Genomic DNA, 25,109 nt, shown 5'->3' with positions numbered 1-25,109 from the left:
GCCGCGCTTACAGCGACTGCCCGTCGTCGATCGAGATATGCGCGCCCGTGACGAAGCGCGAGGCGTCCGAGGCGAAGAACAGCATCGGATCGTCCAGCGCCGAAATGTCGGTCAGGCGACGGCGCGGCCAGGTGGCGATCTGCGCCTTGCCACCTTCGCTGTCGAACCATTCGCCGTCGATCTCGGTGCGGATGTAGCCCGGCTGGATCGTGTTGACGTTTATCCCCTGCCGCGCCCATTCGCGCGCGAACTGGCGGCCCAGATGCACCACGCCCGCCTTGGTCGCGGCATAGGCGGCGTCGCCCTGCCCCGTCATGTCGGCGGTGATCGAGCCGGTCAGGATGATCCGCCCGCGCTCGGTTTCCTTGGACCCTGCCTTGATCATGCGGCGCGCGCCTTCGCGCGCGGTCAGCCATACGCCGTTGAAGTTGGTGTCGACCACGCGGCGCATGGCATCGGCAGGCAGGTCGATCGAGCGCCCCGCCTCGACGATCCCGGCATTGGCCACCACCACGTCGGGCGCGCCGAACTTCGCTTCGGCGGCATCGAAGGCGGCGATGATCGAGGCTTCGTCGGTCACGTCCATCGACACGGCCAGCGCCTGCCCGCCAGCCGCCTCGATCTCGGCGGCCAGCGAAGCGATGCGCTCGGCCCGGCGCGCGCCGATCACCACCTTGGCCCCCGCCGCCGCGTAAAGCCGCGCGAACCGCGCGCCCAGCCCGGACGACGCGCCTGTGATCAACGCCACGCGGCCTTCGAGCGAATAACGGGGCTTGTCCACGGGTTCTCTCCCTTTCATCCAGCAGTTAACCGCGCGCTTAACAGATGTGTGAACAAGGTCGAGTCAGAACTTTTGTCAAAACTTGTTGTCTCTGGGGAACCCGTTGGGCGGCAACCGTCCGGCCGCGCCGCGCGCCACCTTCCACGGCATCAGGTCCTTTTCGACGCGCGTGCGCCCGCTGTCGCCGCCCATCGCCCAGGTCAGCCCGTCCTCGAACTTCAGCGTTACCAGGTCGGCCATGCCGCCGTCCTTGTAGCGTTGCAGCGTGACTCCCTGCCCCTTGGCCAGGATCGGCACTTCGGACAGCGCGAAGATCACCAGCTTGCGGTTTTCGCCTATCACCGCGACGTGATCGTGCTCGGCGGCGATCTCGCGCACATGGGTCAGCTTCACGCCGGGCTTGGTCGAAACCACGCCGCGCCCCTTTCGCGTTTCCGCCAGCAGTTCGTCCATTTCCGCCGTGAACCCGCGCCCGGTGTTGCTGGCCAGCAGCAGTTGCCCCTTGGCCTTCCACGGCACCACGGCCACGATGTGCGCCTCGGGATCGATGTCGACCATCGTGCGGATCGGCTCGCCAAAGCCGCGCGCGCCCGGCAGCTTGTCCGCGCCCAAGGTATAGAACCGCCCGTTGTCGAGCGCGACCAGCAGCTTGTCGGTGGTCTGCGCATGAAGCGCGAAGGCGGGGCCATCGCCCTCCTTAAACTTGAAGTCGCCATCCAGCGGCAGGTGCCCCTTGGCCGCGCGGATCCAGCCGCGCTGCGAGACGATCACCGTGACCGGCTCCTTCTCGATCATCGCATCCATGTTGAATTCGCGCGTCGGCGCGGCCTCGGCCATGGTCGTGCGGCGGCGGCCCAGCTCCGTATCGGGGCCATATTCCTTGCGCAGCGCGTTCAGGTCGCGCTTGAGCCGCGTGCGCTGGCGGGCCGGGCTGTCGAGCAGCTTCTCCAGCTCGTCCTTCTCGGCCAGCAGTTCGTCGCGCTCCTTGCGCAGCTCCATCTCCTCCAGCTTGCGCAAACTGCGCAGCCGCATGTTGAGGATCGCCTCGGCCTGCCGGTCGGTCAGGCCGAACTCTGCCATCATCAATGGTTTGGGCTCGTCCTCGGTGCGGATGATCTCGATGATCCGGTCGAGGTTGAGGTAGGCAATGATATAGCCTTCGAGCAGCTCCAGCCGCGCGGCGATCTTGTCCAGCCGGTGCTGCGATCGGCGTAGCAGGATATCGATCTGGCTGATCGTCCATTCCTGCAACAGCAGCTTCAGCCCCAACACGCCCGGCGTGCGATGCGCATCGAGCACGTTGAGGTTCAGCCCGAAGCGCGTTTCGAGGTCGGTCAGGCGATAGAGCGATTCCTTGAGCAAGTCGGGATCGACGTTGCGGCTCTTGGGCACCAGCACGATGCGGATCTGTTCATCCGATTCGTCGCGCACGTCCTCCAGGATGGGCAGCTTCTTGTCGCCGATCAGCGCGGCGATCTGCTCGATCAGCTTGCCCTTCTGCACCATGTAGGGAATTTCGCTGATCACGAGCTGCCACTGGCCGCTGCCGAGCTTCTCGATTCCGGTATCTTCCCACGCGCCATCCTCGGCCCGCCCGGTGGAAAAGCGCGCGCGCACGCGGATCGCGCCCTTGCCGCTTTCGTAGGCCGCCGAAATCGCTGCCGGGCTATCGACCACCACGCCGCCGGTGGGAAAGTCCGGCCCGTGGAACACCTCCATCAGCTGGCTGTGCTCGACCGCCGGATTGTCGATCAGCATCAGCGTGGCATCGACGATCTCGGCCACGTTATGGCTGGGGATGTTGGTGGCCATGCCCACCGCGATCCCGCTCGACCCGTTGGCGAGCAGGTTCGGGAACAGGCCCGGAAAGATCTCCGGCTCCTCTTCCTCGCCATTGTAGGTCGGGTGGAAATCGACCGTGCCTTCGTCCAGCCCCGCCATCAGGCGCATCGCCGTGCGCGTCAGCCGCGCTTCGGTGTAGCGATAGGCAGCCGCGTTATCGCCGTCGATGTTGCCGAAGTTGCCCTGCCCCTCGACCAGCGGATAGCGCAGCGCGAAGCTCTGCGCCAAGCGCACCATCGCATCATAGACCGAGGCATCGCCGTGCGGGTGATACTTGCCGATCACGTCGCCGACCACGCGCGCCGACTTCTTGAACGCGCCGTTGGCGTCCAGCTTCAGCTGCCGCATCGCCCACAACAGGCGGCGGTGCACCGGCTTCAGCCCATCGCGCAGGTCCGGCAGCGACCGCGCCGTGATCGTGCTGAGCGCGTAGACGAGGTAGCGTTCCGACAGCGCGGAATCGAAAGGGGCGTCGACGATGGCGTCGAACGGATCGGGCTCGGAAGTGGTGCTCGCCATAGGCAGAACGTCTTAGCAACGAGTTGGCTCGTGGGGAACCGAGGAACTGTCACCGAACCCGCTCATTATGGCGGGGCGATTCCCGCCCCCCGGAGTATTTCCCATGGCCAAGCGCGTGCTGATCCTCGCCACCGACGGTTTCGAACAATCGGAACTGATCGAACCCAAGAAGCTGCTCGAAGCCGCCGGCTACGAAACCGTCGTCGCCAGTCCCAAGGTCGGTGAAATCCGTGGCTGGAACCACGGCGAATGGGGCAAGTCCGTGCCCGTCGATGCCGATATCGAGGACGTCTCCGCCGACGATTTCGATGCGCTGCTGCTGCCCGGCGGCCAGATGAACCCCGACGTGCTGCGCATGGACGAGCGCGCCATCGCGCTGGTCGAGGAATTCGACGACCTCGGCAAGCCGATCGCGGCGATCTGCCATGGCCCCTGGCTGCTGGTGGAAGCCGACATCATCGATGGCCGCACCGTCACCGGCTGGCCTTCGATCCGCACCGATCTCGAAAACGCCGGCGCCGACGTGGTCGACGAGGAAGTGGCGATCGACGACAACCTCATCACCAGCCGCAAGCCCGACGACATCCCCGCCTTCACGCAGGCCCTGATCGACGCGCTCGAAGCGCAGGAAGGGGACGAAATCGACGACGAGGACGACGAGGAAGAAGACGAGGAAGTCGAGGAGCTCTGAACCGGGCCTTGCCCACGCCCGCCCCCTCCCGCGGGCGGGAGGGGGCAAGGCGCTGACGCCCGCTCGCGCAAACCGGAGCGGCAGCGAGACTTATTGCGCCACAGGCTAAATTCGTCGCATCGGGGTGGGCGGGCAAAGCGCAACCCGCCGCCCCGAAACGTCACCCCCGCTGCATATCCCGCGCCTCTTCGGGCACGCGCACTTCCAGCCCGTCGAGGTCGGCGGTCAGTTCGATCTGGCACGACAGGCGGCTGGTGCGTGTGACGCCTGCGGCAAGGTCGAGCATGTCCTCCTCGTCCTCGGCGGCAGGAGTCAGGCGATCGAACCATTGCGCGGCAACCACGACATGGCAGGTGGAACAGGCCATCTGGCCTTCGCAGGTGCCTTCCAGCGGCAGCCCGGCATTCTGCCCGATTTCGAGCAGGCGCTGGCCCGCCTCGCCCTGGGCCTCGATGCGCGCGCCTTCGGCAGTTACGAACGTGACCCGTACCATCTGGCTAGACTCCTTGCGCCCGCGCCGCGGCATTGATTGCCACGGCGGCCCGTTCCAGCTCCTCTTCTCCAGTGTAGCGCCCGAAGCCGATCCGGATCGCAGTTCGCGTACCCTTGTCCGATAGACCCAGCCCGCGCAAGACATGGCTGGGCCTGCCAGAGCCGCTCGCGCAGGCCGAACCTGCTGAAATCGCCACGGTGCGACATTCGGACAACAGTCGCGCGACATCGAGCCCCTCGCGCCGGATGTTGAGGTTGCCATGCCAGCGATGCTCGGCGCTGCCGTTCAGCGTCCAGTCGGCGAACAGGTCGCGCGCCCTTTCCCACAACCGTTCCACATGTTGTCCATCGCTTTCCCACCAGGTTTTGCACAGGGTCGCCGCCGCGCCGAAGCCTGCGCACAACGCCGGGCTCAGCGTGCCCGATCGCAAGCCCCCCTCCTGCCCGCCGCCGTGGACCAGCGGCGCCAGTTCCACCCCCTCGCGCACCCACAGCGCGCCAATGCCCTTGGGGCCGTAAAGCTTGTGCGCCGACAGCGCGATCAGATCGGCGCCTTCGGGCGCGGCGATCTTGCCCGCCCCTTGCACCGCATCGCACAGGAACAGCGCGCCTGCGGCCCGCGCCCGCGCGGCGATCTCGCCCACCGGCTGGATCGTGCCGATCTCGTTGTTGACCTGCATCACCGCGACAAGGCCGACGTCGTCGGGCAGTGGCGCATCGGGCGCGACGAGCCCTTCGCCATCGACCGGCAGCAGCGTCACCCCCGGATCGACGAAACGCGCGGTATCGAGCACCGCGGCATGTTCGATGGCCGAAACGGCAAGCCGTTTCCGCCCCGAACCGATGATCGCCAGATTGATCGCCTCGGTCGCGCCAGAAGTGAAGATCACCCGCCCACCCGGCGGCAACAAGGCGGCCACCTGCTCGCGCGCCACTTCCACCGCGGCGGCGGCAGCGCGGCCGGGGCGATGCGAACTGTGCGGATTGGCAAAGCCCATAGCTTCGGGGCCTGCCAGCCAGGCCAGCATCGCCTCGCGCGCTTCGGGGGCCAGCGGCGTGGTCGCCTGATAATCGAGGTAGATCACGCCGCAATCTCCCGCCACGCGCCCACGAAGCGGTCGATCTCGGCTTGCGTCGTCTCGCGCCCGATGGACACGCGGATCACTTCGCCCGCGCCCTCCACGCCCATCGCGCCCAGCACATGGCTGGCCTTCAAAGATCCCGAAGAGCACGCGCTCCCTGCCGAAACCGCAATGCCCATCCCGTCGAAACGGATCAGCTGCGCATTGGCAGAGCGCCCCGGCATCCGATAGGCGCCGATCGTCGGCAGGCGCGGCCCATCCGCCGCGACGACGACGGCCCCACTGTCAACCAACTGTTTTTCCAGACTTTCTCGTAAACCTGAAGCGCACTTGAGCCATGCATTTCCGGCCTCCAGCGCCGCCGCCATGGCCATCGCGCCCGGCAGGTTCTCGGTGCCGGGCCGATAGCCCCGCTCCTGCCCGCCGCTCGGCCGCAGCATCGCCCAGTCGCGCACCAGCAGCGCCCCGATACCGATTGGCCCGCCGAACTTGTGCGCCGAAACCGCGATCAGGTCCGCCTCGGGCAGCGCAATCTTGCCCGCGGTTTGTGCACAGTCGGCCATCAACAAACCGTTCTGTGCATGCACTTCATCAACAAGCTCGCCCAGCGGCTGGATCACGCCGGTCTCGTTGTTGGCCTGCTGCACCGCCACCAGACCACCCAGCGCCGGAGCTTGCCCGAGGAGGCCGTTCGGCCCTACCGGCCAGCGCGCCGCCTCGCCCGCCAGCCGCAGCACCGCCTCGTGCTCGACCGCCGAGACCGCGACCAGCGGCTTGACGCAGCGCCCGATGGCAATGGCAATGGCCTCGCTGGCACCGCTGGTGAACACCACTTCGCCGCTCCAGCCCAGCGCCGCCTTCACCCGCGCCCGCGCCTCCTCCAACGCCGCGCGCGCCGCGCGGCCTGCCTTGTGCGGGCTCGAAGGATTGGCCCAGATACGCAAGCCTTCCTCCATCGCCGCCAGCGCTTGCGGCAGCAACGGTGTGGTCGCGGCGTGGTCGAGATAGATCGGAGGCAAAACGGAATCCCGCAAAAAGTTGCTTTTGGAGCGCTCGTTTCTATATAGCGCTTGCTCCAATTCCCAAGCCCCGGCGCATGCCGCCGGCGCGGCTCCCCAGCAAGGTTCACCAGGACACACGATGCCAGCCGTCATCTTCCCCGGTCCCGAAGGCCGTCTCGAAGGCCGTTTCCAGCCCGCCTCGCGGCCTCGCGCGCCCGTCGCCATGATCCTTCACCCCCACCCGCAGGCGGGCGGCACGATGAACGACCGCATCACGCAGGCGCTCTACAAGACCTTCGTGAACCGCGGCTTTGCCACGCTGCGCTTCAACTTCCGCGGCGTCGGTCGGTCGCAGGGCAGCTTCGACAACGGCATCGGTGAACTGTCGGACGCGGCTGCCGCGCTCGACTGGGTGCAGTCGATCCACCCCGAAGCCAGCACCACCTGGATCGCGGGCTATTCGTTCGGCGCCCTGATCGGCATGCAGTTGCTGATGCGCCGCCCGGAAATCCGCGGCTTCATCTCGGTGGCTCCGCCCGCCAACATGTACGACTTCAGCTTCCTCGCGCCCTGCCCTGCCAGCGGCATCATCGTGCAAGGGTCGGCCGATACGGTCGTCACGCCCAACGCGGTGCAGAAGCTGGTCGACAAGCTGCGCACGCAGAAGCACATCACCATCCACCACGACGAAGTGCCCCGCGCGAACCACTTCTTCGAGAACGAGATGGACGACATGATGCGCTCGGTCGACAACTACCTCGACATGCGCCTCGCGCCGGATTGCCCGATCAAGTGATCGGCCGGGTTCGCGAGAAACCCCGCAAAACATGACAGACGCCCGGCCTCACCGCCGGGCGTTTTCATTTGCGCGCCGCTTCGGCCAGCGTCCCGCCGCCGCTCGGCCCGCCAGTCGGCAGCGTCCAGATCACCAGGTTGCCCAGCATGATCGCCGCCAGCACCAGCATCAGCGCGGGCCGCTGGCGCTCGCCGCGCCGCCACAGGAAGACCGCGCCCGAGATCAGGGCGATCGAAGCGAGCATGAGCAGCGAAAGAGCGGTGTCGAGCATTCCGCTGCGTTAGTCCGCGCGGGCGGCAAGGCGCAAGCGTGGAACCCTGCGCTGCCCATGCAGGTTGCCTGTTGAAACGACAGGAGCCACCGGCATGAGCATCTTCTCCAAGATCATGGACGCAATTTCGTTCAAGGGCACGCGCCCGACCCAGACCGGCCAGCACGAGGCGCAGCCCGCCCCCGGCGCCAGCATACCCGGCCTCGCACCGCAGGCAGCACCCGCTCCTGCCATCCCCCCCGCCGTGGCGCAGCCGCCCTTGCAGGACGTCGATGTCGAAGCCCAGCTCTCGCAGCTGGCGCAGGGCAAGACGCTCAACTGGCAAAGCTCGATTGTCGACCTGATGAAGCTCCTCGGCATCGATTCGAGCCTCGAGAACCGCAAGGACCTTGCCCGCGAACTCGGCTACACCGGCGCGCTCGACGGTTCGGCGGATATGAACATCTGGCTGCACAAGGCGACCATGTGCAAGCTGGCCGAGAACGGCGGCAAGGTCCCCGCCAGCATGACCGACTGAGCCATTTGACAGGTGGCGCGCACGCCGACAGGGTGCGCGCCATGGTTGCACCCGAAACGAATACGCTCACTCGCCGCCAGGCGCTGACCTCGCTGGCCGCCGGTGGTTCCGCCCTTGCCCTCAACGCCTGCGCCCCGGCGCACCTCGCCAGCGCGCCCGCGCCCACGGCCGAAGGCGCCGCCGCGCTGCTCGAGTCCGTCGCGTGGAACCTGCTCGCGCTCAGCCCCGAAGGCGCGACCAGCCTCGGCGTCGATAGCGGCGATCATGCCGGCTTGCGCGGCCGCCTCACCGACCGTTCCGCCGCCGGGCAACAGCGCATTGCCGCGCAAGTTCGCGCCGACCTCGCCCGTGTCGAAGCCTTCGATGCCACCGCGCTCGATCATTCCACCCGCACCAGCCTCGCGGTGATCCGCAGCGCCTATCGCACTGCGCTCGAAGGCTTCTCCCTGCCCTATGGCGATGTGGCCGTGGGCGGCTATCGCAACACGCCTTATGTCGTGATCCAGAACGTGGGGGCCTACCTCGACATTCCACGCTTCCTCGATTCCGACCACCCGATCGAAACGTCGAGCGACGCAGAAGCGTACCTGACGCGCCTTGAAGCCTACCCGAACGTCCTCGACGGCGAGACGGAACGGCTCAAGACCACCGCCGCGCAAGGCGTGATCGCGCCCGACTTCCTGATCGACAAGGCACTCAGGCAACTCGCCGCCTCGCTCGCCGGGGCGCGCTCAGGCGGAGGCCTCGTGGACTCTATCACGCGCCGTACCAAGGCGATCCCGGGCAACTGGGAGGCCCGCGCCCGCGCGCTCGCGGTCGGCCCGGTCGCCGCCGCACTCTCCGCCCAAATTGCCGAACTCACCCGCCAGCGCGCCCGCGCCACCAGCGACGCCGGGATGGCAGCGCGTCCCGGTGGCGATGCGTTCTATGCCTGGGCGCTGAAGGCCAGCACCACCACCACGCTCTCGCCGGAAGAGATCCACCAGATCGGCCTCGACGAGCTGAAGGCGCTTCACGCGCGGATGGACCCGATCCTGCGCTCGCTGGGCTATACGCAAGGCACCGTCGGCCAGCGCATGACCGCGCTGGGCGATGATCCGCGCTTCGCCTTTCCTGACAACGACGAAGGCCGCGCGCAGATCATGGCCTTCATCAGCAAGCGGCTCGATTACATCCGCGCGCAGATGCCGCGCGCCTTCGGCAAGCTGACGCGCGGCAACGTCGAAGTGCGCCGCTTGCCGCCCGAGGAAGAACCCGGCGCGCCCGGCGCTTATGGCGGTCCCGGTTCGATCGACGGCAAGATTCCGGGCCGGATGTGGATCAACCTCGGCACCACGAAGCTGCACAACAAGTTCAGCCTGCCGACGCTCGTCCACCACGAGGCGATCCCCGGCCACGTCTGGCAGGGCGAATATGCGCAGACGCTGCCGCTGATCCGCTCGATCCTCGCCTTCAACGCCTATTCCGAGGGCTGGGCGCTCTATGCCGAAACGCTGGGCGACGAACTGGGCGCCTACGAGGGCGATCCGGTGGGCCAGCTGGGCTACCTGCAATCCATCGCCTTCCGCGCCTGCCGACTGGTGGTCGACACCGGCCTCCACGCCAAGCGCTGGAGCCGCGAGCAGGCGATCAAATGGTTTGCCGAAACCAATGGCTCGGGCCTCGATGAAGTCACCAGCGAGGTCGATCGCTATTGCAGCTGGCCGGGGCAGGCCTGCGGCTACAAGATCGGCCACACCCAGATCCTGCGCCAGCGCGCACGGGCGCAGGCAGAGCTTGGGCAGGCCTACGACCTGCGCGCCTTCGACGATGCGGTGGTCGGTGGCGGCAACGTGCCGCTCGACGTGCTGGCCGACAACATCAGCGAATATATCCGCACGACGAAGCGGTGATCGCCCCGCCCCTCCCATCCGCGGGAGGGGCCGCAGCGCCGCCTTTCAGGCGAAGATATCGGCCCCTGCCGGGTTCTTCGGGTCCGGCCCGAAGCGGTTGGGTCCGCGCGTGCCTTCAAGGCACATCAGCACCAGCAGCGCGAACCAGCCGAGGAAGGGTATCAGCATCAGGAGCAGCATCCAGCCCGAGCGATCCTGATCGTGCAGCCGCCGCACGCTGACGGCGAGGCTGGGCACGATGGTGGCGAGCCAGAACAGCCCGGCCACCCAGCTGCCCGCTCCCACCAGCCGCGAGCCATAGGCGAACGTGCCCGCGCCACGCTGGACCTCGTTGGTGCCGAACAGCGCGTTCAGCACCACCATGACAAGCACGTAGAACAGCGCGAACATCCAGTATTCGCGCCGCCGCGACCGGCCGGTGAACTCGGCATAGCGGCGATAGGGCAGCAGCATCCAGTGCATCGGCCGGTCTCCTTGGGCGAGCGTGGGTTCAGGCGAACACCGAAGCGCCTGCGGGGTCCTTCGGGTCGGCGCCATAACGATTGGCCCCGCGCGTGCCTTCCAGACACATGAACACCAGCACGATCAGGCCACCGACATAAGGAATGAAGCCGAGCAGAATCATCCAGCCCGAACGGTCCTGATCATGAAAGCGGCGCACCTGCACCGCGATCGATGGAATGATGCTGCCCAGGCCCCAGATCGAAAGGATGGTCACGCCCAGCCAGAAGGTCGCACCGGGCGCGCTTCCGTCCGCCATCTCGCCTTGCAAGCCGCCTGCGAACATCAGCGCCACGCTGATCATGGAGACGATCACCGACAGCAGCACGAACATCCAGTATTCCTTGCGCCGCGACCGCCCCGAAAAATCGAAGTAGCGCTGATACGGCATCAGCATCCATTCCATGGCCAATCCCCCTCGCTGGCGTCCGCTACGGGGCGGACACCGCGGATTGAGGCACTTTTTCGGATGAGGCGCAAGAAAAAGCCGGGATGAAGGGCAGCGCGACAGCGCCACCCTTCATCGTCGCATCAGAACTTGTAGCGCACCGTGCCGCCCCACGTACGCGGCTGGTTGGTGTAGCCGCTGATCGAATAGGGCTGCGCCGGGCTGTCGAAGGCGTTGAGCAGGTAGCGGTCGTTGGTGATGTTGCGACCCCACACGGTCAGCTCCAGCCCCATCTGCATCGCCCACGTGATCGAGGCGTTCACTTCGCTGACCTCGCGGCGGAAGGGCCGCGCGGCATCGACCGCCGCCGCCACGCCGAAGTCGAGGAACGCAGGCATCCCTTCGACGATCTGCGAGGGGCTTTCATAGTGGTAGTCGCCGCGAATGATCAGGTGATCGCCGCCGGGCAGTTCGAAGTCCTTCTGCGCCGCGAACGTGGTCGAAAGCGACGGGATGCCCGCCGGATCGGTGCCCGAAAGGTCGCCCACGGCCGAGAGCTTGAAGCTGTCGTACCGCGCATCGAGATACGTGAACGCGGCCGAGAACAGCCAGCCACTGGCAGGCTTCACCGTGCCTTCGAACTCGATGCCCTTGACCGTTTCCTTGCCCGCGTTGGCGAGGATGAAGCCGCTGCCGGTGAACACGTTCGACTGGAAGCCTTCGATCGACTGCTGGAACAGCGCGATGTTGGCGGTGGCGACCTTCCAGTCGGCCTTCAGCCCGATTTCATAGACCTTGGCGTATTCGGGGCCGGCAAAGCGCGAACCGTAGGTCTGGTTCCGCATCTGGATCCCGGCGCTTTCGATCGCATTCTGGTCCAGCGCACTCGGCCGGCTGTCGCGCGACAGGTTGATCGAACTGGCCTTGAAGCCCGTCGCATAGCTTGCGTAGAGATTGATCTGGTCGGTCACGTCGAAGGCCACGCGGGCCACCCAGCTGACCTTGCTGTCGCGCGTGCGGCCCGGCTCGACCGCGTTGGGCACGTTCAGGAACGCGGGCAGGTATTGCAGCTTGGTCAGCCCCAGCAACGGCGCGGTGCGCGCCTGCGCCACGCTGTTGATCTGCGCGAAGCCCGCCGGATTGGCGGCCGCGAATCCCTGGACCTGCTCCGCCGAAGCCACCGGCACGCCGAAGAACTCCCGCCCGATGTACTGCGCGATGCCAAAGTTGGCCGCCGCGGTGCGAAGCCCTGCGATATCCAGCTGCGCGAACACGTCGCTGGTCTGAACGTCGGTCGCAAAGCGCTTGCGATCCTTGGTGTAGTTGACCCCGCCGGTCAGCGTCACGCGGTCGCCGATCTTGAAATCGGCCTGCCCGAACACCGAGAACGCGTCGTTCTTGAGGCGGTACTTCTCGTCCATGCCCTGCCCGACAGCGAAGAACCGGCCCGAGAAATCCTGCCCCGAAAGGCCGCCGAACAGCGCCTCCAACCCGCCCAGCGAAAGCTGGTTCTGGCTGATCGAACGCACCAGCACGTCGGCATAGCCGCGCGCGTCCGCGCCCCACTTGAGCGCGCCGGTCTGGTCGATGTTCTCGTTGAAGTAGTAGGCGCCCGCGAGGAAGTTGAGCGGCCCCTCGATGTTCGTCGCGACGCGCAGTTCCTGCGTGAAGGTGCGGATCTTCGTGTCGGCCGAAAACTCGCCGATCAGGTCCGCGCTGGTGAAATCGGCATCGGTGTTCGCGAAAGTGCGGCTCTTGCGATAGGCCGTGATCGACGTGAACGTCAGCGGGCCGAGATCATAGTCCACCTGCCCCGACAGGCCGTAGTTCTTGATGTCGTTCTCAGGCCGGTAGCTCGAATAGACCTTGTTCGAGAACGCCTGATCCGGCGTGTTGACGTTGCCGCCCAGCAGGCGGATCGCGTCGGTCGAACCCGAAGGGCGCAAGTTGACCGTGGCACAGCACAGTTCGGTGATCCGGCCATAATCGCCGATCAGGCGCACGCGCAGGCCCGTGGTCGGCTCGGCATAGACCTGCCCGCGCACGAACCAGCGGTTGCGGTCGTTGACGTCGATCCCGGTGCCAAGATCGTGTTGCGTCCCGTCGCGGCGATTATACCCGCCCGCGAGGCTGACGGCGACGGTGTCGCTGATCGGCCCGGTCACGAGGCCCTTGAGCACCACCGCGTTATAGTTGCCATAGCTCGCCTCGGCATTGCCGCCGAAGGTGAAGCTGGGCTTGGCGGTCACGATCGAGACCACGCCGGCAGAAGCGTTCTTGCCGAACAGCGTCGATTGCGGCCCGCGCAGCACCTCGATCCGCTCGACGTCGGGGAAATCGCCGATCTGCGCGGCCGAGCGCGAACGGTAGACGCCATCGATGAACACGCCGACCGAAGGTTCGATGCCGGGGTTGTTGGCGCCGTTTCCGAAGCCGCGGATGAAGAAGTTGGTGTTGGCGCTCGATTGCAGCTGGTTCACGCGCAGCGAGGGGACGAGGCTCGACAAGTCCTTGATATCGCGAATCTGCGCGCGTTCGATCGTCTGGCCGCTGGTGACGCTGACCGCGATCGGCACGTCCTGCAGCGTCTGCTCGCGCTTGGTCGCGGTGACGATGATCTGGTCGCTTTCGGGCGCGGCGCCGGTCGCAGGCGCGGCTTCCTCGGTGGCAGGCTGGGCCATTTCTTCCGGCTGGGCGGCTTCCTGCGCGAAGGCGAGGGCGGGCAGGCTGATGGCGGCTCCGGCCAGCAGCAGCGCGCGCGAGGCAATCGTGACGGACGTCATGGCGTTGGACAACCTTCCCAGGGAAAACACTATCGGGCGCATAATGAAACGCCGGGCCGCAAGCCCGAACGCACGAAGCGCCACAGTCCTTCGCCCTAATCAGCCGCGCCGCGCCAGACAATCCGCCTTACGAAACCCAAATTCGTCAATCTTGTCCGGTTGTTGCCACAAAGGCACAGCGGCCGGGGCCACCTCGGCGCTCGCAGCTTGCCGCAACGCACAATTGCGTGTAGGCGCGCGCCCATACAGCCCCATCGTTTTCCGCGAAGAAGCGCCGTGGGCTCCCGACCGATTCTCAACGGAAAGCACCCCATGTCGTTGCCCCTGCGCAATATTGCGATCATCGCCCACGTCGACCACGGCAAGACCACGCTGGTTGACCAGCTGTTCCGCCAGTCCGGCACGTTCCGCGACAACCAGCGCGTCGAAGAGCGCGCGATGGATTCGAACGATCTCGAAAAGGAACGCGGGATCACCATCCTTGCGAAGCCGACCTCGATCGAATGGAACGGCATCCGCATCAACATCGTCGACACGCCCGGCCACGCCGACTTCGGCGGTGAAGTCGAGCGCATCCTGTCGATGGTCGACGGCGTGATCCTGCTGGTCGACAGCTCGGAAGGCGCGATGCCGCAGACCAAGTTCGTCACCGGCAAGGCGCTGGCGCTGGGCCTGCGCCCGATCGTGGTGGTCAACAAGGTCGACCGCCCCGACGAGCGCATCCAGGAAGTGCTCGACGAAGTGTTCGACCTGTTCGTCACGCTCGACGCCAACGACGACCAGCTCGAATTCCCGGTGCTCTACGCTTCGGGCCGCAACGGCTATGCCAGCACCGATCCCGATCGCCGCGAAGGCACGCTGGAGCCGATGTTCCAGCTCATCGTCGATCACGTGCCCGCGCCGAACCTCGATGCCGACGTGCCGTTCTCGTTCCTCGCCACGCTGCTCGATCGCGACAACTTCCTCGGCCGCGTGCTGACCGGTCGCGTCCAGTCGGGCACGATCCGCGTCAACGATCCGATCCGCGCGCTCGACATGGACGGCAAGGTGATCGAAACCGGCCGCGCCAGCAAGATCATGACCTTCCGTGGCCTCGACCGCGTGCCGGTGGACGAAGCGCGCGCGGGCGACATCATCTCGCTCGCCGGGATGGCCGTGGCGACGGTGTCGAACACCATTGCCGCGCCTGAAGTGACCGTGCCGATCAAGGCCCAGCCGATCGATCCGCCGACGCTGTCGATGCGCTTTTCGGTCAATGACAGCCCGCTGGCCGGTCGCGAAGGCAGCAAGGTCACCAGCCGCATGATCCGCGACCGCCTTGAGCGCGAAGCCGAATCGAACGTCGCCATCCGCATCACCGAATCTGCCGACAAGGACAGCTTCGAAGTGGCCGGACGCGGCGAATTGCAGCTGGGCGTTCTGATCGAAACGATGCGCCGCGAAGGCTTCGAACTCGGCATCAGCCGCCCGCGCGTGCTGTTCGGCGAAGACGAGAACGGCAAGCGCACCGAGCCGTACGAAACCGTCATGATCGACGTGGACGATGAATTTTCGGGCACGGTCGTCGAGAAGATGAACCTGCGCAAGGCCGAGATGACCGACATGCGTCCCTCGGGCGGCGGCAAGACCCGCATCACCTTCTCCGCCCCTTCGCGCGGCTTGATCGGTTACCACGGCGAATTCCTGTCCGACACGCGCGGCACGGGCATCATGAACCGCCTGTTTGAAAAGTACGGTCCCCACAAGGGCAAGATCGAAGGCCGCAAGAACGGCGTGCTGATCTCGAACGGCGCGGGCGAAGCCGTCGCCTACGCGCTCGGGCCGCTCGAAGAACGCGGCATCCTGTTCGTCGGCGTGGGCGAAGCCCTCTACGAAGGCATGATCATCGGCGAGAACGCCAAGCCGGAAGACCTTGAGGTCAACCCGATGAAGTCGAAGCAGCTGACGAACTTCCGTTCGACCGGCAAGGACGACGCCATCCGCCTGACCCCGCCCAAGATCATGACGCTCGAGCAGGCGATCGCCTACATCGACGACGATGAAATGGTCGAAGTGACGCCGAAGTCGATCCGCCTGCGCAAGGCGATCCTCGACCCGAACGAGCGTAAGAAGGCCGGCCGCAAGAAGGAAGCGGCCTGATCCGGAACACGAAGGGCGGCCCGCAACGGCCGCCCTTCTTGATTCACGCCCTGCCGCTCTGGACGTGCGACAGGACGCGCGCGTATTGCGCGTATTAACAAATATTTAAGCCAGCATTCAGCCCGCCGTGTCATGATCAACACGTTCGCTCCCCCGCGCCCAGCGGCTGAAGGAGCGCAGGAGACGTGACATGAACCTTGTGAGGAAGGGCGCGCTTGCACTCGGCCTTGCGGCCTCCGCCCTGGCCGCAGCGGCCCCGGCGCAGGCCCACGATTACTACTACGACCGCCATCGTGGGTCGGACGATGCCGCCATCGCCATCGGCGCTGGCATCATCGGCCTCGCGGTTGGAGCCGCGATCGCCTCGGACCACGACGACCGCCGATATTACTACCGCGACCGGGGGTACTACTACCCGCGCTATCGCGGTGGCTATTACAGCGCTCCGGTCTATCGCGGGTACTACTATCGCGATGATGACCGCCGCTGGCGCGACTACGACCGCTATCGTCACTACGACCGCTATCGCCATTACGATCGCGACGACGACTGACGCGACCCGCGCGGCCGGCAAGTCGGTCGCGTGGCGGCGCCCCATCGCCGCCCTCTCGCCAAGTGCGAGCGGCGCGGCTATGGGGCGCAGGTAATGGCCCTCACCACACCCGAACCTGCCGCCCCGCTCGCGGGTCTTCGCGTCGCGCTGTTCAGCGGCAACTACAACTACGTACGCGATGGCGCCAACCAGGCGCTCAACCGCCTTGTCGGCTATCTGCTGCGGCAGGGCGCGGCGGTGCGGGTCTATGCGCCCAAGGTTGAAAACCCCGCTTTCGAAGCGACCGGCGATCTGATCGGCGTACCCGCGCTCGCCATTCCGGGCCGCGCCGAATATCGCGTGCCGATGGCGCTGTCCCCGCGCGTGCGGCGCGATCTGGCGGCGTTCGCGCCGCAGGTGGTCCACGTCGCCTCGCCCGATTTCGCCGCCCACCGCGCGGTCAGCTGGGCGCGCCGACGCGGCCTGCCCATCCTCGCTTCGGTGCACACGCGGTTCGAAACCTACCCGCGCTACTACAACATGGCGTTTCTCGAGCCCGTGCTCGAAGCCATGCTCCGCCGGTTCTACCGTCGTTGCGATGCACTGGTCGCCCCGTCCGAATCGATGGCGCAAGTGCTGCGCGACCAGCGCATGAACTACGATATCGACATCTGGTCGCGCGGTGTCGATCGCGAGATCTTCAACCCCGGTCGGCGCGACCTCGACTGGCGGCGCAGCCTCGGGATCGGCGACGATGACGTGGTGGTGGGCTTCCTTGGCCGACTGGTGATGGAAAAGGGGCTCGACGTCTTTTCCGACACGATCGACCAGCTCGTGCGGCGCGGCGTGGCGCACAAGGTTCTGGTGATCGGCGAAGGCCCCGCGCGCGACTGGTTCACCGCGCGCCTGCCGCAAGCCGTGTTCGCAGGCTTTCAGGGCGGCGCGGACCTTGGTCGCGCGGTCGCCAGCATGGACGTGCTGTTCAACCCCTCGATCACCGAGACCTTCGGCAACGTGACGCTCGAGGCGATGGCCTGCGGCGTGCCCGTGGTTGCCGCCGCCGCGACCGGCAGCCAGAGCCTTGTCGACGATCACGTATCGGGCCGCCTGATCACGCCCGGCGCGGTGCGCCAGTTCGCGGAAGCCTTGCGCTGCTATGCCGAAGATCCTGCCTTGCGCGCCAAGCACGGCGCGGCGGGCGAGGAGCGCAGCCTGGAATTCAGCTGGGACCGCATCAACCAGGCCGTGGCCGACACCTATCTGCGGCTGATCCGGCAGAAGCGCGCGCGCATGGCGGGCGGCTGATCGTTCAGGCCAGAACGCCCGCGCGCTTCATCCGCAGCGCATAGGCAAGAAAGAACATCAGCGCGCCCCAGATCGTCACGACCATCGCCACCGGCGGCGGTTGCGGCGGCGTGAGCCACAGCAGTTGCGTGCCCTGGCTGACCGCCAGCCCCAGCAGCGAGATCGCAAACGCGGGCACGGCCAGCGCCGAACGGGCCAGCAGCAGCACCGATCCGGCCAGCGAGCCCCACACACCCAGCGCCCAGAATACGGTCAGCCAAGCCGGAAACGCCTGCATGTAAGCGATCGTTTCCGGACCTAGACCCATGTCGCGGAAATGGGTTTCGGGTGAGAGCTTGCTCATCACGTAGTCGTAACAGCCGAACGCATTCCACAGCAGGCTGATGGTGCCCACAGCCCAGAGATGCCCCGGCGCGGCCGGCCTTGAATCCATGCTCTCCATCGCAATCTCCCCCTTGCGATCGTGCAGCCATGGTTACGCCCGATCCGCCCGGCGCGCAATCTCAGCCATCTTGCCAGTCGAAGGCCAGCGGCGCTTCGCGGAAGGCAAAACGGTCGAGGTGGCGCTGGACGGCGCCCTTCAGGCCTTCGAGCTGCCCCGCTTCGCTCGCGGCGATCGTGCAGACCAGCGTGTCGGGCTCGGCGGCGAAGATGACGACGCCATCGCCGGCCCAGCTGGCGCCGCGCGCATCACGCGGGAACGTCACCTTGCCACGTGTCTCGTCGAACTCGACCGAAAGATTGTGCGCCCAGTGCTTGCACAGTTGCTGGAGATAGCGCGATCCGCTGGCGGTGGGCACGCGCGCGGTGCTGGTGGACGTGGAAGCGGTCATGAGCATCAGAGCCTTTCGATCTTGCGCGCGGCATCGTCGAGGATGTCCGCGATCTTGTGGGCAGTGTCCTGATCGAGCGCCCCCGCCATCGCACGTTGGCGCAGCGCGAGCTTGAGGTTGCTCATCGCGCGCATGACCGGAGGACTGGCTTCACGCCCGCGCATCTCGGCAAGGCCTTCCAGCCGGGCACGGATAGCGGCGATTGCTTCGTCCTTGCCCACCAGTTCGGCTTCGCCCGCCGGGGTCGCGGTGAAGGCCTTGCGCGCGCCTTCGCCGGGGACTTCGGCGATCAGGCCTTCATCGACCAGCACGCTTAGCGTGGGATAGACCACGCCGGGGCTGGGCGCGTAGTGCCCGCCCGATAGTTCCTCGATCGCCTTGATCAGTTCATAGCCGTGGCGCTGCTGGTGCCCGAGCAGATGGAGCAGGAACAGGCGCAACTCGCCCGGCCCGAACATCCGGCCCATCCGGCCACCGCCGCGATGACCGCCACCGGGCCCGCCGCCATGGCCGCCACGGTGTCCGCGCCCGAAGCCTTCGCCGTCATCGTCGAAGCCCCGGCCAAAGCCGCGCCCGATCATCATCTTCAACATCCTGTGCCCGTTCCCATGCTGGAACAGGCCGTGGCGACCGTGGCCGCCGATTTCGAAACGCATGATATCTCCTTTCGATTCGATGGCCCTAAGATATATCTTAATTACATCTCGACAAGAGGACGGCTGTAATTGTTTGTCGCGAAGCCCTATGTGGGGCGAACGCCATGGCCGACCTCTTCGCACCGCCCCCGCAGGACATCCCCGCCCCGCCCCCCGGCGAGGCTGGTCCGCTTGCCGATCGCCTGCGTCCGCGCGACTTGTCCGAGATCATCGGGCAGGATCACCTGACCGGACCCGAAGGCGCGATCGGGCGCATGGTGGCGGCGGGCAAGCTTTCCTCGATGATCCTGTGGGGCCCGCCGGGCACGGGCAAGACCAGCATCGCGCGCCTGCTCGCCGACGCGGTGGGGATGCGCTACGTGGCGATCAGCGCAGTGTTTTCCGGCGTTGCGGACCTGAAGAAGGTCTTCGCCGAGGCGGAGGCGATGGCGCTGACGGGGCGCAAGACCCTGCTGTTCGTGGACGAGATCCACCGCTTCAACCGCGCGCAGCAGGACGGCTTCCTGCCCTTCGTGGAAAAAGGCACCGTCACGCTGGTCGGCGCGACCACCGAGAACCCCAGCTTCGCGCTCAACGCCGCGCTGCTGAGCCGCGCGCAAGTGCTGATCCTGCACCGGCTCGATGCAGAGGCGCTGGGCGCACTGCTCGCGCGGGCGGAAGAGCATACCGGCCTGCGGCTGCCGCTGACGCCGGATGCGCGCGAAGCGCTGGTCGCTTCGGCCGATGGTGACGGGCGCTTCCTGCTGGGGCAAGCCGAGACGCTGTTCGACGTGTCACTGACCGAACCGCTCGATCCGGCGGGCCTGTCGAAGTTCCTGATGCGGCGCGTGGCGGTCTACGACAAGGACCGCGACGGGCACTACAACCTCATTTCCGCGCTGCACAAAAGCTTGCGCGGCTCGGACCCGCAGGCCGCGCTCTACTACCTCGCACGGATGCTGGTGGCGGGCGAGGAGCCGCTCTACGTCCTGCGCCGCCTCGTGCGTTTCGCGTCGGAGGACATCGGCCTGGCCGATCCGCAGGCGCTGATCCAGTGCCTTGCCGCCAAGGACGCCTACGAGTTTCTGGGCAGCCCGGAAGGCGAACTGGCGATCGTGCAGGCCTGCCTCTACCTTGCGACCGCGCCCAAATCGAACGCGGCCTACAAGGCGCAGAAGGCGGCGTGGAAGTCGGCGCGCGACACTGGCTCGCTCTCGCCCCCCGCCAACATCCTCAACGCGCCGACCAAGCTGATGAAGGACATCGGCTACGGCAAGGACTACGCCTACGACCACGACGCCGACGACGGCTTTTCGGGCGCGAACTACTGGCCCGAGGGCATGGCCCCTCAGGACTTCTACCGCCCGGTCGAACGCGGCTTCGAACGCGAGGTGATGAAGCGGCTCGAATGGTGGGACAAGAAGCGCCGCGAGCGACGTGAGACCTGACCGCTTCCGGCATTTCGCGGCAATCGACTGGTCGGGCGCGGCAGGGGAGCGTCACGCCGGAATCGCCGTGGCGATCTGCACGCAGGGGCAGGCCGCGCCGGATCTCGTCCGCCCCGCGCATCGCTGGTCACGCGCCGAAGTGCTCGACTGGCTGCGCCACGACCTGCCTGCCGATACGCTCGTCGGCATGGACCTCGGCATCAGCCTCGCCTTCGCGGACCGGGGTGCGTTCCTGCCGGGATGGGATGGCAGCCCGCCCGATGCGCGCACGCTTTGGGCCGTGGTCGATGCGATCTGCGCCGATGACGCACACCTGGGCGTCTCCAGCTTTGTCGATCATCCCGCCATCGCGCCGCACTTCCGGCGTCACGGCGGGCGCGAAGGTGCGCAATTCGGAGGAGGGCGTGGCCGCTTCCGCGTGACCGAGCGCGCGCAGGAAGCCATGGGGTGCAAGCCCTACAGCAACTTCAACCTCGTCGGCGCGGCGCAAGTGGGCAAGTCGAGCCTTTCGGGGATGCGCGTGCTGCACCGCCTTTCCGGTCACATCCCGGTCTGGCCGGTCGATCCCCTGCCCTCGCATGGGCCCGCGATCTGCGAGATCTACACCACCATCGCGGCGATGGCGGCGGGTCGGACCGCGAACCGTTCTAAGATCCGCGATGGTGGCGAACTCGATCTCGCGCTGGCAAAGCTCGATAGTCGCCCCTTCGGCCATGCAGGCGCGATCGACGACCACCGCAGCGACGCGATCGTCACCGCCGCCTGGCTGCGCCGCGCCGCGCCCGATTCCGCGCTGTGGCGTCCTGCCGGCCTGACACGCGAAATTGCGCGAACCGAGGGCTGGACCTTCGGCGCCCGGTGAGGCTATGCGCAGAACCGGGCCGGCTTAGCTCAGTTGGTAGAGCACCTGATTTGTAATCAGGGGGCCACGGGTTCGAATCCTGTAGCCGGCACCAGCAGCGCCCTACCGGACGGGCGCACGCTCACCCCAGCATCATCAGGCTGGCATTGCCGCCCGCCGCTGTCGTGTTGATCGACGTCGACACCTCTTCCAGCAGCCAATAGCAGGCATACGCGAGCCCTTGCGCCGGATCGGCGACGTAAACCGGGACGATCGGCCCGTTCATGGCGGCCACTTCGCGCGCCAGCGCAACCACGCGCTCCGCGCCGCCTTCCACCAATGCCGCCGCGAAAGGCCCGCCGCTGTGCATTGCAAAGGCGGCGGCCACGCTTGCGGGCAGCCCTTGCGGCAGTGTCATGCCTTGGACCACCGCGCGATTGCCGGTGGCGAGCACGACCGCCATCTGCTCGAGCAGACCGCCACGCGTTTCCGGGCGCAGCAGCACCAGACCGCGCGGGTGCAGCGCATAAAGGTTGCGCTCGCCCACCGGCCCCGGCAGTTCCAGTTCCACCCCCAGCGCCGAAGCTTGCGCATAACGCCGCGCCATCGCAGCCGCCTGCGCTTCGCCCTGCGCCTCCAGCCAATGGGCAAAGTCGTGCACCGGCGTGGTAAGGTGCGCAGGCCGGGCGGCGAAGACCGGCGCGCGCGCCACCAGCCGCCCGAGATAGAGTGGCCCGCCCGCCTTTGGTCCCGTTCCCGAAAGCCCGCATCCGCCGAACGGCTGTACCCCGACGATCGCGCCGATGACGTTGCGGTTGATGTAGATGTTGCCCGCCTTCACCCCCGCGGTGACGCGCGACACGGTCTCGTCCAGCCGCGTGTGCAGCCCGAAGGTGAGGCCATAGCCGGTGGCGTTGATGTCATCGATCAGTTGGTTCAACCGCTCGCGACGGAAGCGCAGGACATGCAGCACCGGGCCGAACACCTCGCGCCCGACATCGGCGATGTTGTCGATCTCGATGATCGTGGGGGCGACGAAGGTGCCGTGCATCGTCTCCTCGGGGAGCGCCCCCTGCTCTACCACCAGGCCCCTCGCGCGCATCGCAGCGATGTGGCGTTCGATGGTGTCCTTCGCCTGGGCGGTAATGACCGGCCCGATATCGACCTTCAATGCATCGGTCCGCCCGATGCGCAGTTCGCGCAGCGCCCCCTTGAGCATCGCCAGCGTGCGGTCGGCGACCTCTTCCTGAAGGCAGAGGATGCGCAGCGCCGAGCAGCGCTGCCCCGCGCTGTCGAAGGCCGAGGCAATGACATCGGCCACCACCTGTTCGGCCAGCGCCGAAGAATCGACCACCATCGCGTTCTGCCCGCCGGTTTCGGCGATGAGCGGAATCGGCTTGCCCGCGCTCGACAGCGGCGTGGCGAGCTGGCGCTGGATGAGGCGCGCGACTTCGGTCGAGCCGGTGAACATCACCGCCGCCGCTTCAGGCGCGGCGACCAGCGCGGCCCCGATCGCGCCATCGCCCGGCACCAGCTGCAGCGCATCGGCGGGCACGCCCGCGTCGTGGAGCAGGCGCACGGCTTCGGCGGCGATCAGCGGGGTTTCCTCGGCAGGCTTGGCCAACACCGCATTGCCCGCAACCAGCGCAGCGGCGACCTGCCCTGCGAAGATCGCCAGCGGGAAGTTCCACGGGCTGATGCACACCACTGGCCCCAGCGGCATTTGCGCCGATCCGAACGTGGTGCGCGCCTGTGCGGCATAATAGCGCAGGAAGTCGATCGCCTCGCGCACTTCGGCAATCGCGTTGGGCAGCGACTTGCCCGCCTCGCGCATGATCAGGCCGAGCAGGATGGGCATTCGCGCCTGCAAGGCATCGGCGGCGCGTTCAAGCACGACCGCGCGCCGCGCGACGGGTTCGGCACCCCAATGCGAGGCAGCGGCGCGCGCCACGGCGGCGCGGGCGGCGTCGGGGGTGGTCTCGATGACTTGGCCCACCACGTCACGATGGTCGGCGGGGTTCAGCACGGGCCGGGGCGTGCCCTTGCCGCTTTCGGGCGCGGCCGTCCATGCGATGCGCGCGCTTTCCCGCAACTGGTCGGTGAGCGCGGACAAAGTGTCTTCATTGGACAGATCCAGCCCCGCCGAATTGCGCCGGTCGGGATAGAGCCCGCCGGGCAGCGCGATCTGGTCGTGCCGCGCGCCGGGGTGGGGCATGGCACGCACCACCTCGACCGGATCGGCGACGAGATCGTCCACCGGCACGTTCGGATCGCCGATGCGGTGGACGAAGCTGCTGTTGGCGCCGTTTTCCAGCAGGCGGCGGACGAGGTAGGCAAGCAACGTCTCGTGCGTGCCGACCGGGGCGTAGATGCGGCAGGGCCGGTCCAGCCCGTCCGCGCCGACCACCTGTCGGTAAAGCGGTTCGCCCATGCCGTGCAGGCACTGGAACTCGTATTGGCCGACATGGAAGTCAGGCCCGGCGAGGTGGTAGATCGTCGCCAATGTCTGCGCGTTGTGCGTGGCGAACTGCGGGAACACCGCATCTGGCACGGCCAGCAGCTTCTTCGCGCAGGCGATATAGGCGACGTCGGAGTGGACCTTGCGGGTATAGACCGGGAAGTCGGGCAGGCCATCGACCTGCGCGCGCTTGATCTCGGCATCCCAGTAGGCGCCCTTGACCAGCCGCACCATCATCCGCCGCCCCGCGCGGCGCGACAGGTCGATGATCCAGTCGATCACCATGGGGCAACGCTTGCCATAGGCCTGGATGACGAAGCCGAGGCCGTTCCACCCCGCCAGATCGGGATCGAGCGCAAGGCTTTCGAGCAAGTCGAGCGACAGCTCCAGTCGGTCCATCTCCTCGGCATCGATGTTGAGGCCGATCTCGTACCACTTGCACAGCACCGCCAGCGCCTTCACGCGCGGCAGCAGCTCAGCCGTCATGCGGCCTGCCTGCGCGCGGGAGTAGCGTGGATGAAGCGCCGACAGCTTGATCGAGATACCCGGTCCTTCATAGATTCCGCGCCCGGCAGAGGCCTGGCCGATCGCATGGATGGCGTTCTCGTAATCGGCGTAATAGCGATCCGCATCGGCGGCGGTGGTCGCAGCCTCGCCCAGCATGTCGTAGCTGTAGCGGAAGCCCTTCGCTTCCAGCTCTCGCGCGCGCTCCACCGCTTCATCGATGGTCTCGCCGGTCACGAACTGTTCGCCCATCATGCGCATGGCAAGATCGACGCCGCGCCGGATCACCGGCTCGCCCGCGCGCGCCACCAGCCGCGTCAGCGCCGCGCCGAGCCCACGATCGTCGACGCTGCCCACCAGCTTGCCCGTGATGGCCAGCCCCCACGACGCCGCATTGACGAACAGCGAGCGCCCGCCGCCCAGATGCGCGGTCCAGTCCCCATCGGCGATCTTGTCGCGGATCAGCGCATCGCGCGTCGCATTGTCGGGAATGCGCAGCAGCGCTTCGGCAAGGCACATCAGCGCGACGCCCTCCTCGCTCGACAGCGAATATTCCTGCACCAGCCCTTCGACGCCCGAACCCTTGTGCTGGCTGCGCAGGCCGATGACGAGCGCGCTGGCGGTGGCGCGGATGGCGGCGCGTGCATCGGCGGGCAATGTCGCCGCAGCGATCAACGGGGCCAGCGCCTCGGCCTCGTCGAGCCGATAGGCGGCGGTGATCGCCCTGCGCAGCGGCGTGGCCGGACGGATGGCGGGGGCGAAATCGGCGAAGGGCTGCGGGATCTGGCTCATGCGCGCAGGATATCGCGAAGGCTCAAGTCAGTCCGACTTTTGAGCGTTGCCGGAATTTGCGTTTCG

At 67.0% G+C, this 25,109-nt stretch carries 22 protein-coding genes and 1 tRNA gene; 10 read left to right on the top strand and 13 right to left on the bottom strand.

Annotated elements, in window-relative coordinates:
- Nucleotides 1-7: 7 nt before the first annotated feature.
- Nucleotides 8-781 carry an SDR family NAD(P)-dependent oxidoreductase gene (locus K3A84_RS08695; protein ID WP_225008952.1) on the bottom strand — a complete coding sequence of 258 codons (774 nt, stop codon included), beginning with the start codon at nucleotides 779-781 and terminating at the stop codon, nucleotides 8-10.
- A gap of 75 nt (nucleotides 782-856) precedes the next feature.
- A complete protein-coding gene (gene parC / locus K3A84_RS08690) occupies nucleotides 857-3,142 on the bottom strand; it encodes a DNA topoisomerase IV subunit A (protein WP_225008951.1) in 2,286 nt (761 codons plus the stop codon).
- 103 nt (nucleotides 3,143-3,245) lie between these two features.
- On the opposite strand from parC, the gene K3A84_RS08685 reads away from it, so the two are divergent.
- The gene (locus tag K3A84_RS08685; RefSeq protein ID WP_225008950.1) at nucleotides 3,246-3,833 is read left to right on the top strand and encodes a type 1 glutamine amidotransferase domain-containing protein; all 588 of its coding nucleotides are present in this window, start codon (nucleotides 3,246-3,248) and stop codon (nucleotides 3,831-3,833) included.
- A gap of 160 nt (nucleotides 3,834-3,993) precedes the next feature.
- On the opposite strand, the gene K3A84_RS08680 is transcribed toward K3A84_RS08685, so the two are convergent.
- From K3A84_RS08680 to K3A84_RS08670, 3 genes are read right to left on the bottom strand one after another with little or no spacing between them, the layout of a single operon-like run.
- Nucleotides 3,994-4,326: a 2Fe-2S iron-sulfur cluster-binding protein gene (locus K3A84_RS08680; protein WP_225008949.1), complete on the bottom strand. Its 333-nt coding sequence runs from the start codon at nucleotides 4,324-4,326 to the stop codon at nucleotides 3,994-3,996.
- A gap of 4 nt (nucleotides 4,327-4,330) precedes the next feature.
- On the bottom strand, nucleotides 4,331-5,410 hold the full coding sequence (locus K3A84_RS08675; RefSeq protein ID WP_225008948.1) for a cysteine desulfurase family protein: 1,080 nt from the start codon (nucleotides 5,408-5,410) through the stop codon (nucleotides 4,331-4,333).
- Nucleotides 5,407-6,426 (bottom strand): cysteine desulfurase family protein, encoded by a 1,020-nt coding sequence (locus tag K3A84_RS08670; RefSeq protein ID WP_225008947.1) that lies wholly within the window; start codon nucleotides 6,424-6,426, stop codon nucleotides 5,407-5,409. The genes K3A84_RS08675 and K3A84_RS08670 overlap by 4 nt, the downstream gene beginning before the upstream one ends.
- Nucleotides 6,427-6,547: 121 nt before the next feature.
- On the opposite strand from K3A84_RS08670, the gene K3A84_RS08665 reads away from it, so the two are divergent.
- A complete protein-coding gene (locus tag K3A84_RS08665; RefSeq protein ID WP_225008946.1) occupies nucleotides 6,548-7,204 on the top strand; it encodes an alpha/beta hydrolase in 657 nt (218 codons plus the stop codon).
- Nucleotides 7,205-7,268: 64 nt separating this feature from the next.
- On the opposite strand, the gene K3A84_RS08660 is transcribed toward K3A84_RS08665, so the two are convergent.
- The gene (locus K3A84_RS08660; protein ID WP_225008945.1) at nucleotides 7,269-7,475 is read right to left on the bottom strand and encodes a hypothetical protein; all 207 of its coding nucleotides are present in this window, start codon (nucleotides 7,473-7,475) and stop codon (nucleotides 7,269-7,271) included.
- 94 nt (nucleotides 7,476-7,569) lie between these two features.
- Between K3A84_RS08660 and K3A84_RS08655 the strand changes: the two genes are divergently transcribed.
- Both K3A84_RS08655 and K3A84_RS08650 read left to right on the top strand, forming a co-directional pair.
- A complete protein-coding gene (locus K3A84_RS08655; RefSeq protein WP_225008944.1) occupies nucleotides 7,570-7,992 on the top strand; it encodes a DUF3597 domain-containing protein in 423 nt (140 codons plus the stop codon).
- A 41-nt stretch (nucleotides 7,993-8,033) separates the two neighbouring features.
- A complete protein-coding gene (locus tag K3A84_RS08650; RefSeq protein WP_225008943.1) occupies nucleotides 8,034-9,884 on the top strand; it encodes a DUF885 domain-containing protein in 1,851 nt (616 codons plus the stop codon).
- Between the two features lie 45 nt (nucleotides 9,885-9,929).
- On the opposite strand, the gene K3A84_RS08645 is transcribed toward K3A84_RS08650, so the two are convergent.
- From K3A84_RS08645 to K3A84_RS08635, 3 genes are all read right to left on the bottom strand, one after another.
- Nucleotides 9,930-10,346, bottom strand: a complete 417-nt coding sequence (locus tag K3A84_RS08645) for a DUF805 domain-containing protein (protein WP_225008942.1) — start codon at nucleotides 10,344-10,346, stop codon at nucleotides 9,930-9,932.
- A 28-nt stretch (nucleotides 10,347-10,374) separates the two neighbouring features.
- Nucleotides 10,375-10,791 carry a DUF805 domain-containing protein gene (locus tag K3A84_RS08640; protein WP_225008941.1) on the bottom strand — a complete coding sequence of 139 codons (417 nt, stop codon included), beginning with the start codon at nucleotides 10,789-10,791 and terminating at the stop codon, nucleotides 10,375-10,377.
- 125 nt (nucleotides 10,792-10,916) lie between these two features.
- Nucleotides 10,917-13,556, bottom strand: a complete 2,640-nt coding sequence (locus K3A84_RS08635) for a TonB-dependent receptor (protein ID WP_225008940.1) — start codon at nucleotides 13,554-13,556, stop codon at nucleotides 10,917-10,919.
- A gap of 312 nt (nucleotides 13,557-13,868) precedes the next feature.
- Between K3A84_RS08635 and typA the strand changes: the two genes are divergently transcribed.
- The 3 genes from typA (at nucleotide 13,869) to K3A84_RS08620 (ending at nucleotide 17,532) form a co-directional block, all read left to right on the top strand.
- A complete protein-coding gene (typA, locus tag K3A84_RS08630) occupies nucleotides 13,869-15,695 on the top strand; it encodes a translational GTPase TypA (RefSeq protein WP_449867088.1) in 1,827 nt (608 codons plus the stop codon).
- Nucleotides 15,696-15,885: 190 nt separating this feature from the next.
- On the top strand, nucleotides 15,886-16,248 hold the full coding sequence (locus K3A84_RS08625; RefSeq protein WP_225008939.1) for a hypothetical protein: 363 nt from the start codon (nucleotides 15,886-15,888) through the stop codon (nucleotides 16,246-16,248).
- A gap of 93 nt (nucleotides 16,249-16,341) precedes the next feature.
- On the top strand, nucleotides 16,342-17,532 hold the full coding sequence (locus tag K3A84_RS08620; protein ID WP_225008938.1) for a glycosyltransferase family 4 protein: 1,191 nt from the start codon (nucleotides 16,342-16,344) through the stop codon (nucleotides 17,530-17,532).
- Nucleotides 17,533-17,536: 4 nt separating this feature from the next.
- Here the strand turns inward: K3A84_RS08620 and K3A84_RS08615 are convergent, their stop codons facing one another.
- The 3 genes from K3A84_RS08615 to K3A84_RS08605 form a co-directional block, all read right to left on the bottom strand.
- The gene (locus tag K3A84_RS08615; RefSeq protein ID WP_225008937.1) at nucleotides 17,537-17,965 is read right to left on the bottom strand and encodes a hypothetical protein; all 429 of its coding nucleotides are present in this window, start codon (nucleotides 17,963-17,965) and stop codon (nucleotides 17,537-17,539) included.
- A gap of 70 nt (nucleotides 17,966-18,035) precedes the next feature.
- Nucleotides 18,036-18,365 (bottom strand): DUF2218 domain-containing protein, encoded by a 330-nt coding sequence (locus K3A84_RS08610; RefSeq protein WP_225008936.1) that lies wholly within the window; start codon nucleotides 18,363-18,365, stop codon nucleotides 18,036-18,038.
- Nucleotides 18,366-18,370: 5 nt separating this feature from the next.
- Nucleotides 18,371-19,021 carry a PadR family transcriptional regulator gene (locus K3A84_RS08605; protein ID WP_225008935.1) on the bottom strand — a complete coding sequence of 217 codons (651 nt, stop codon included), beginning with the start codon at nucleotides 19,019-19,021 and terminating at the stop codon, nucleotides 18,371-18,373.
- A gap of 104 nt (nucleotides 19,022-19,125) precedes the next feature.
- Between K3A84_RS08605 and K3A84_RS08600 the strand changes: the two genes are divergently transcribed.
- The 3 genes from K3A84_RS08600 (at nucleotide 19,126) to K3A84_RS08590 (ending at nucleotide 21,404) form a co-directional block, all read left to right on the top strand.
- Nucleotides 19,126-20,448 carry a replication-associated recombination protein A gene (locus tag K3A84_RS08600; protein ID WP_225008934.1) on the top strand — a complete coding sequence of 441 codons (1,323 nt, stop codon included), beginning with the start codon at nucleotides 19,126-19,128 and terminating at the stop codon, nucleotides 20,446-20,448.
- Nucleotides 20,438-21,310: a hypothetical protein gene (locus K3A84_RS08595; RefSeq protein ID WP_225008933.1), complete on the top strand. Its 873-nt coding sequence runs from the start codon at nucleotides 20,438-20,440 to the stop codon at nucleotides 21,308-21,310. The genes K3A84_RS08600 and K3A84_RS08595 overlap by 11 nt, the downstream gene beginning before the upstream one ends.
- Before the next feature lie 18 nt (nucleotides 21,311-21,328).
- Nucleotides 21,329-21,404: transfer RNA gene (locus K3A84_RS08590), tRNA-Thr, on the top strand.
- Between the two features lie 27 nt (nucleotides 21,405-21,431).
- Here K3A84_RS08590 and putA read toward each other — a convergent pair.
- Complete coding sequence (putA, locus tag K3A84_RS08585; protein WP_225008932.1) at nucleotides 21,432-25,043, bottom strand: trifunctional transcriptional regulator/proline dehydrogenase/L-glutamate gamma-semialdehyde dehydrogenase; 3,612 nt, start codon at nucleotides 25,041-25,043, stop codon at nucleotides 21,432-21,434.
- Nucleotides 25,044-25,109: the final 66 nt, after the last annotated feature.

It is taken from the genome of Novosphingobium percolationis (assembly GCF_020179425.1).
GTDB lineage: Bacteria > Pseudomonadota > Alphaproteobacteria > Sphingomonadales > Sphingomonadaceae > Novosphingobium > Novosphingobium percolationis.
Note: the sequence above shows the minus strand (reverse complement) of the source record. Positions and strands in the feature narration are given on the sequence as shown.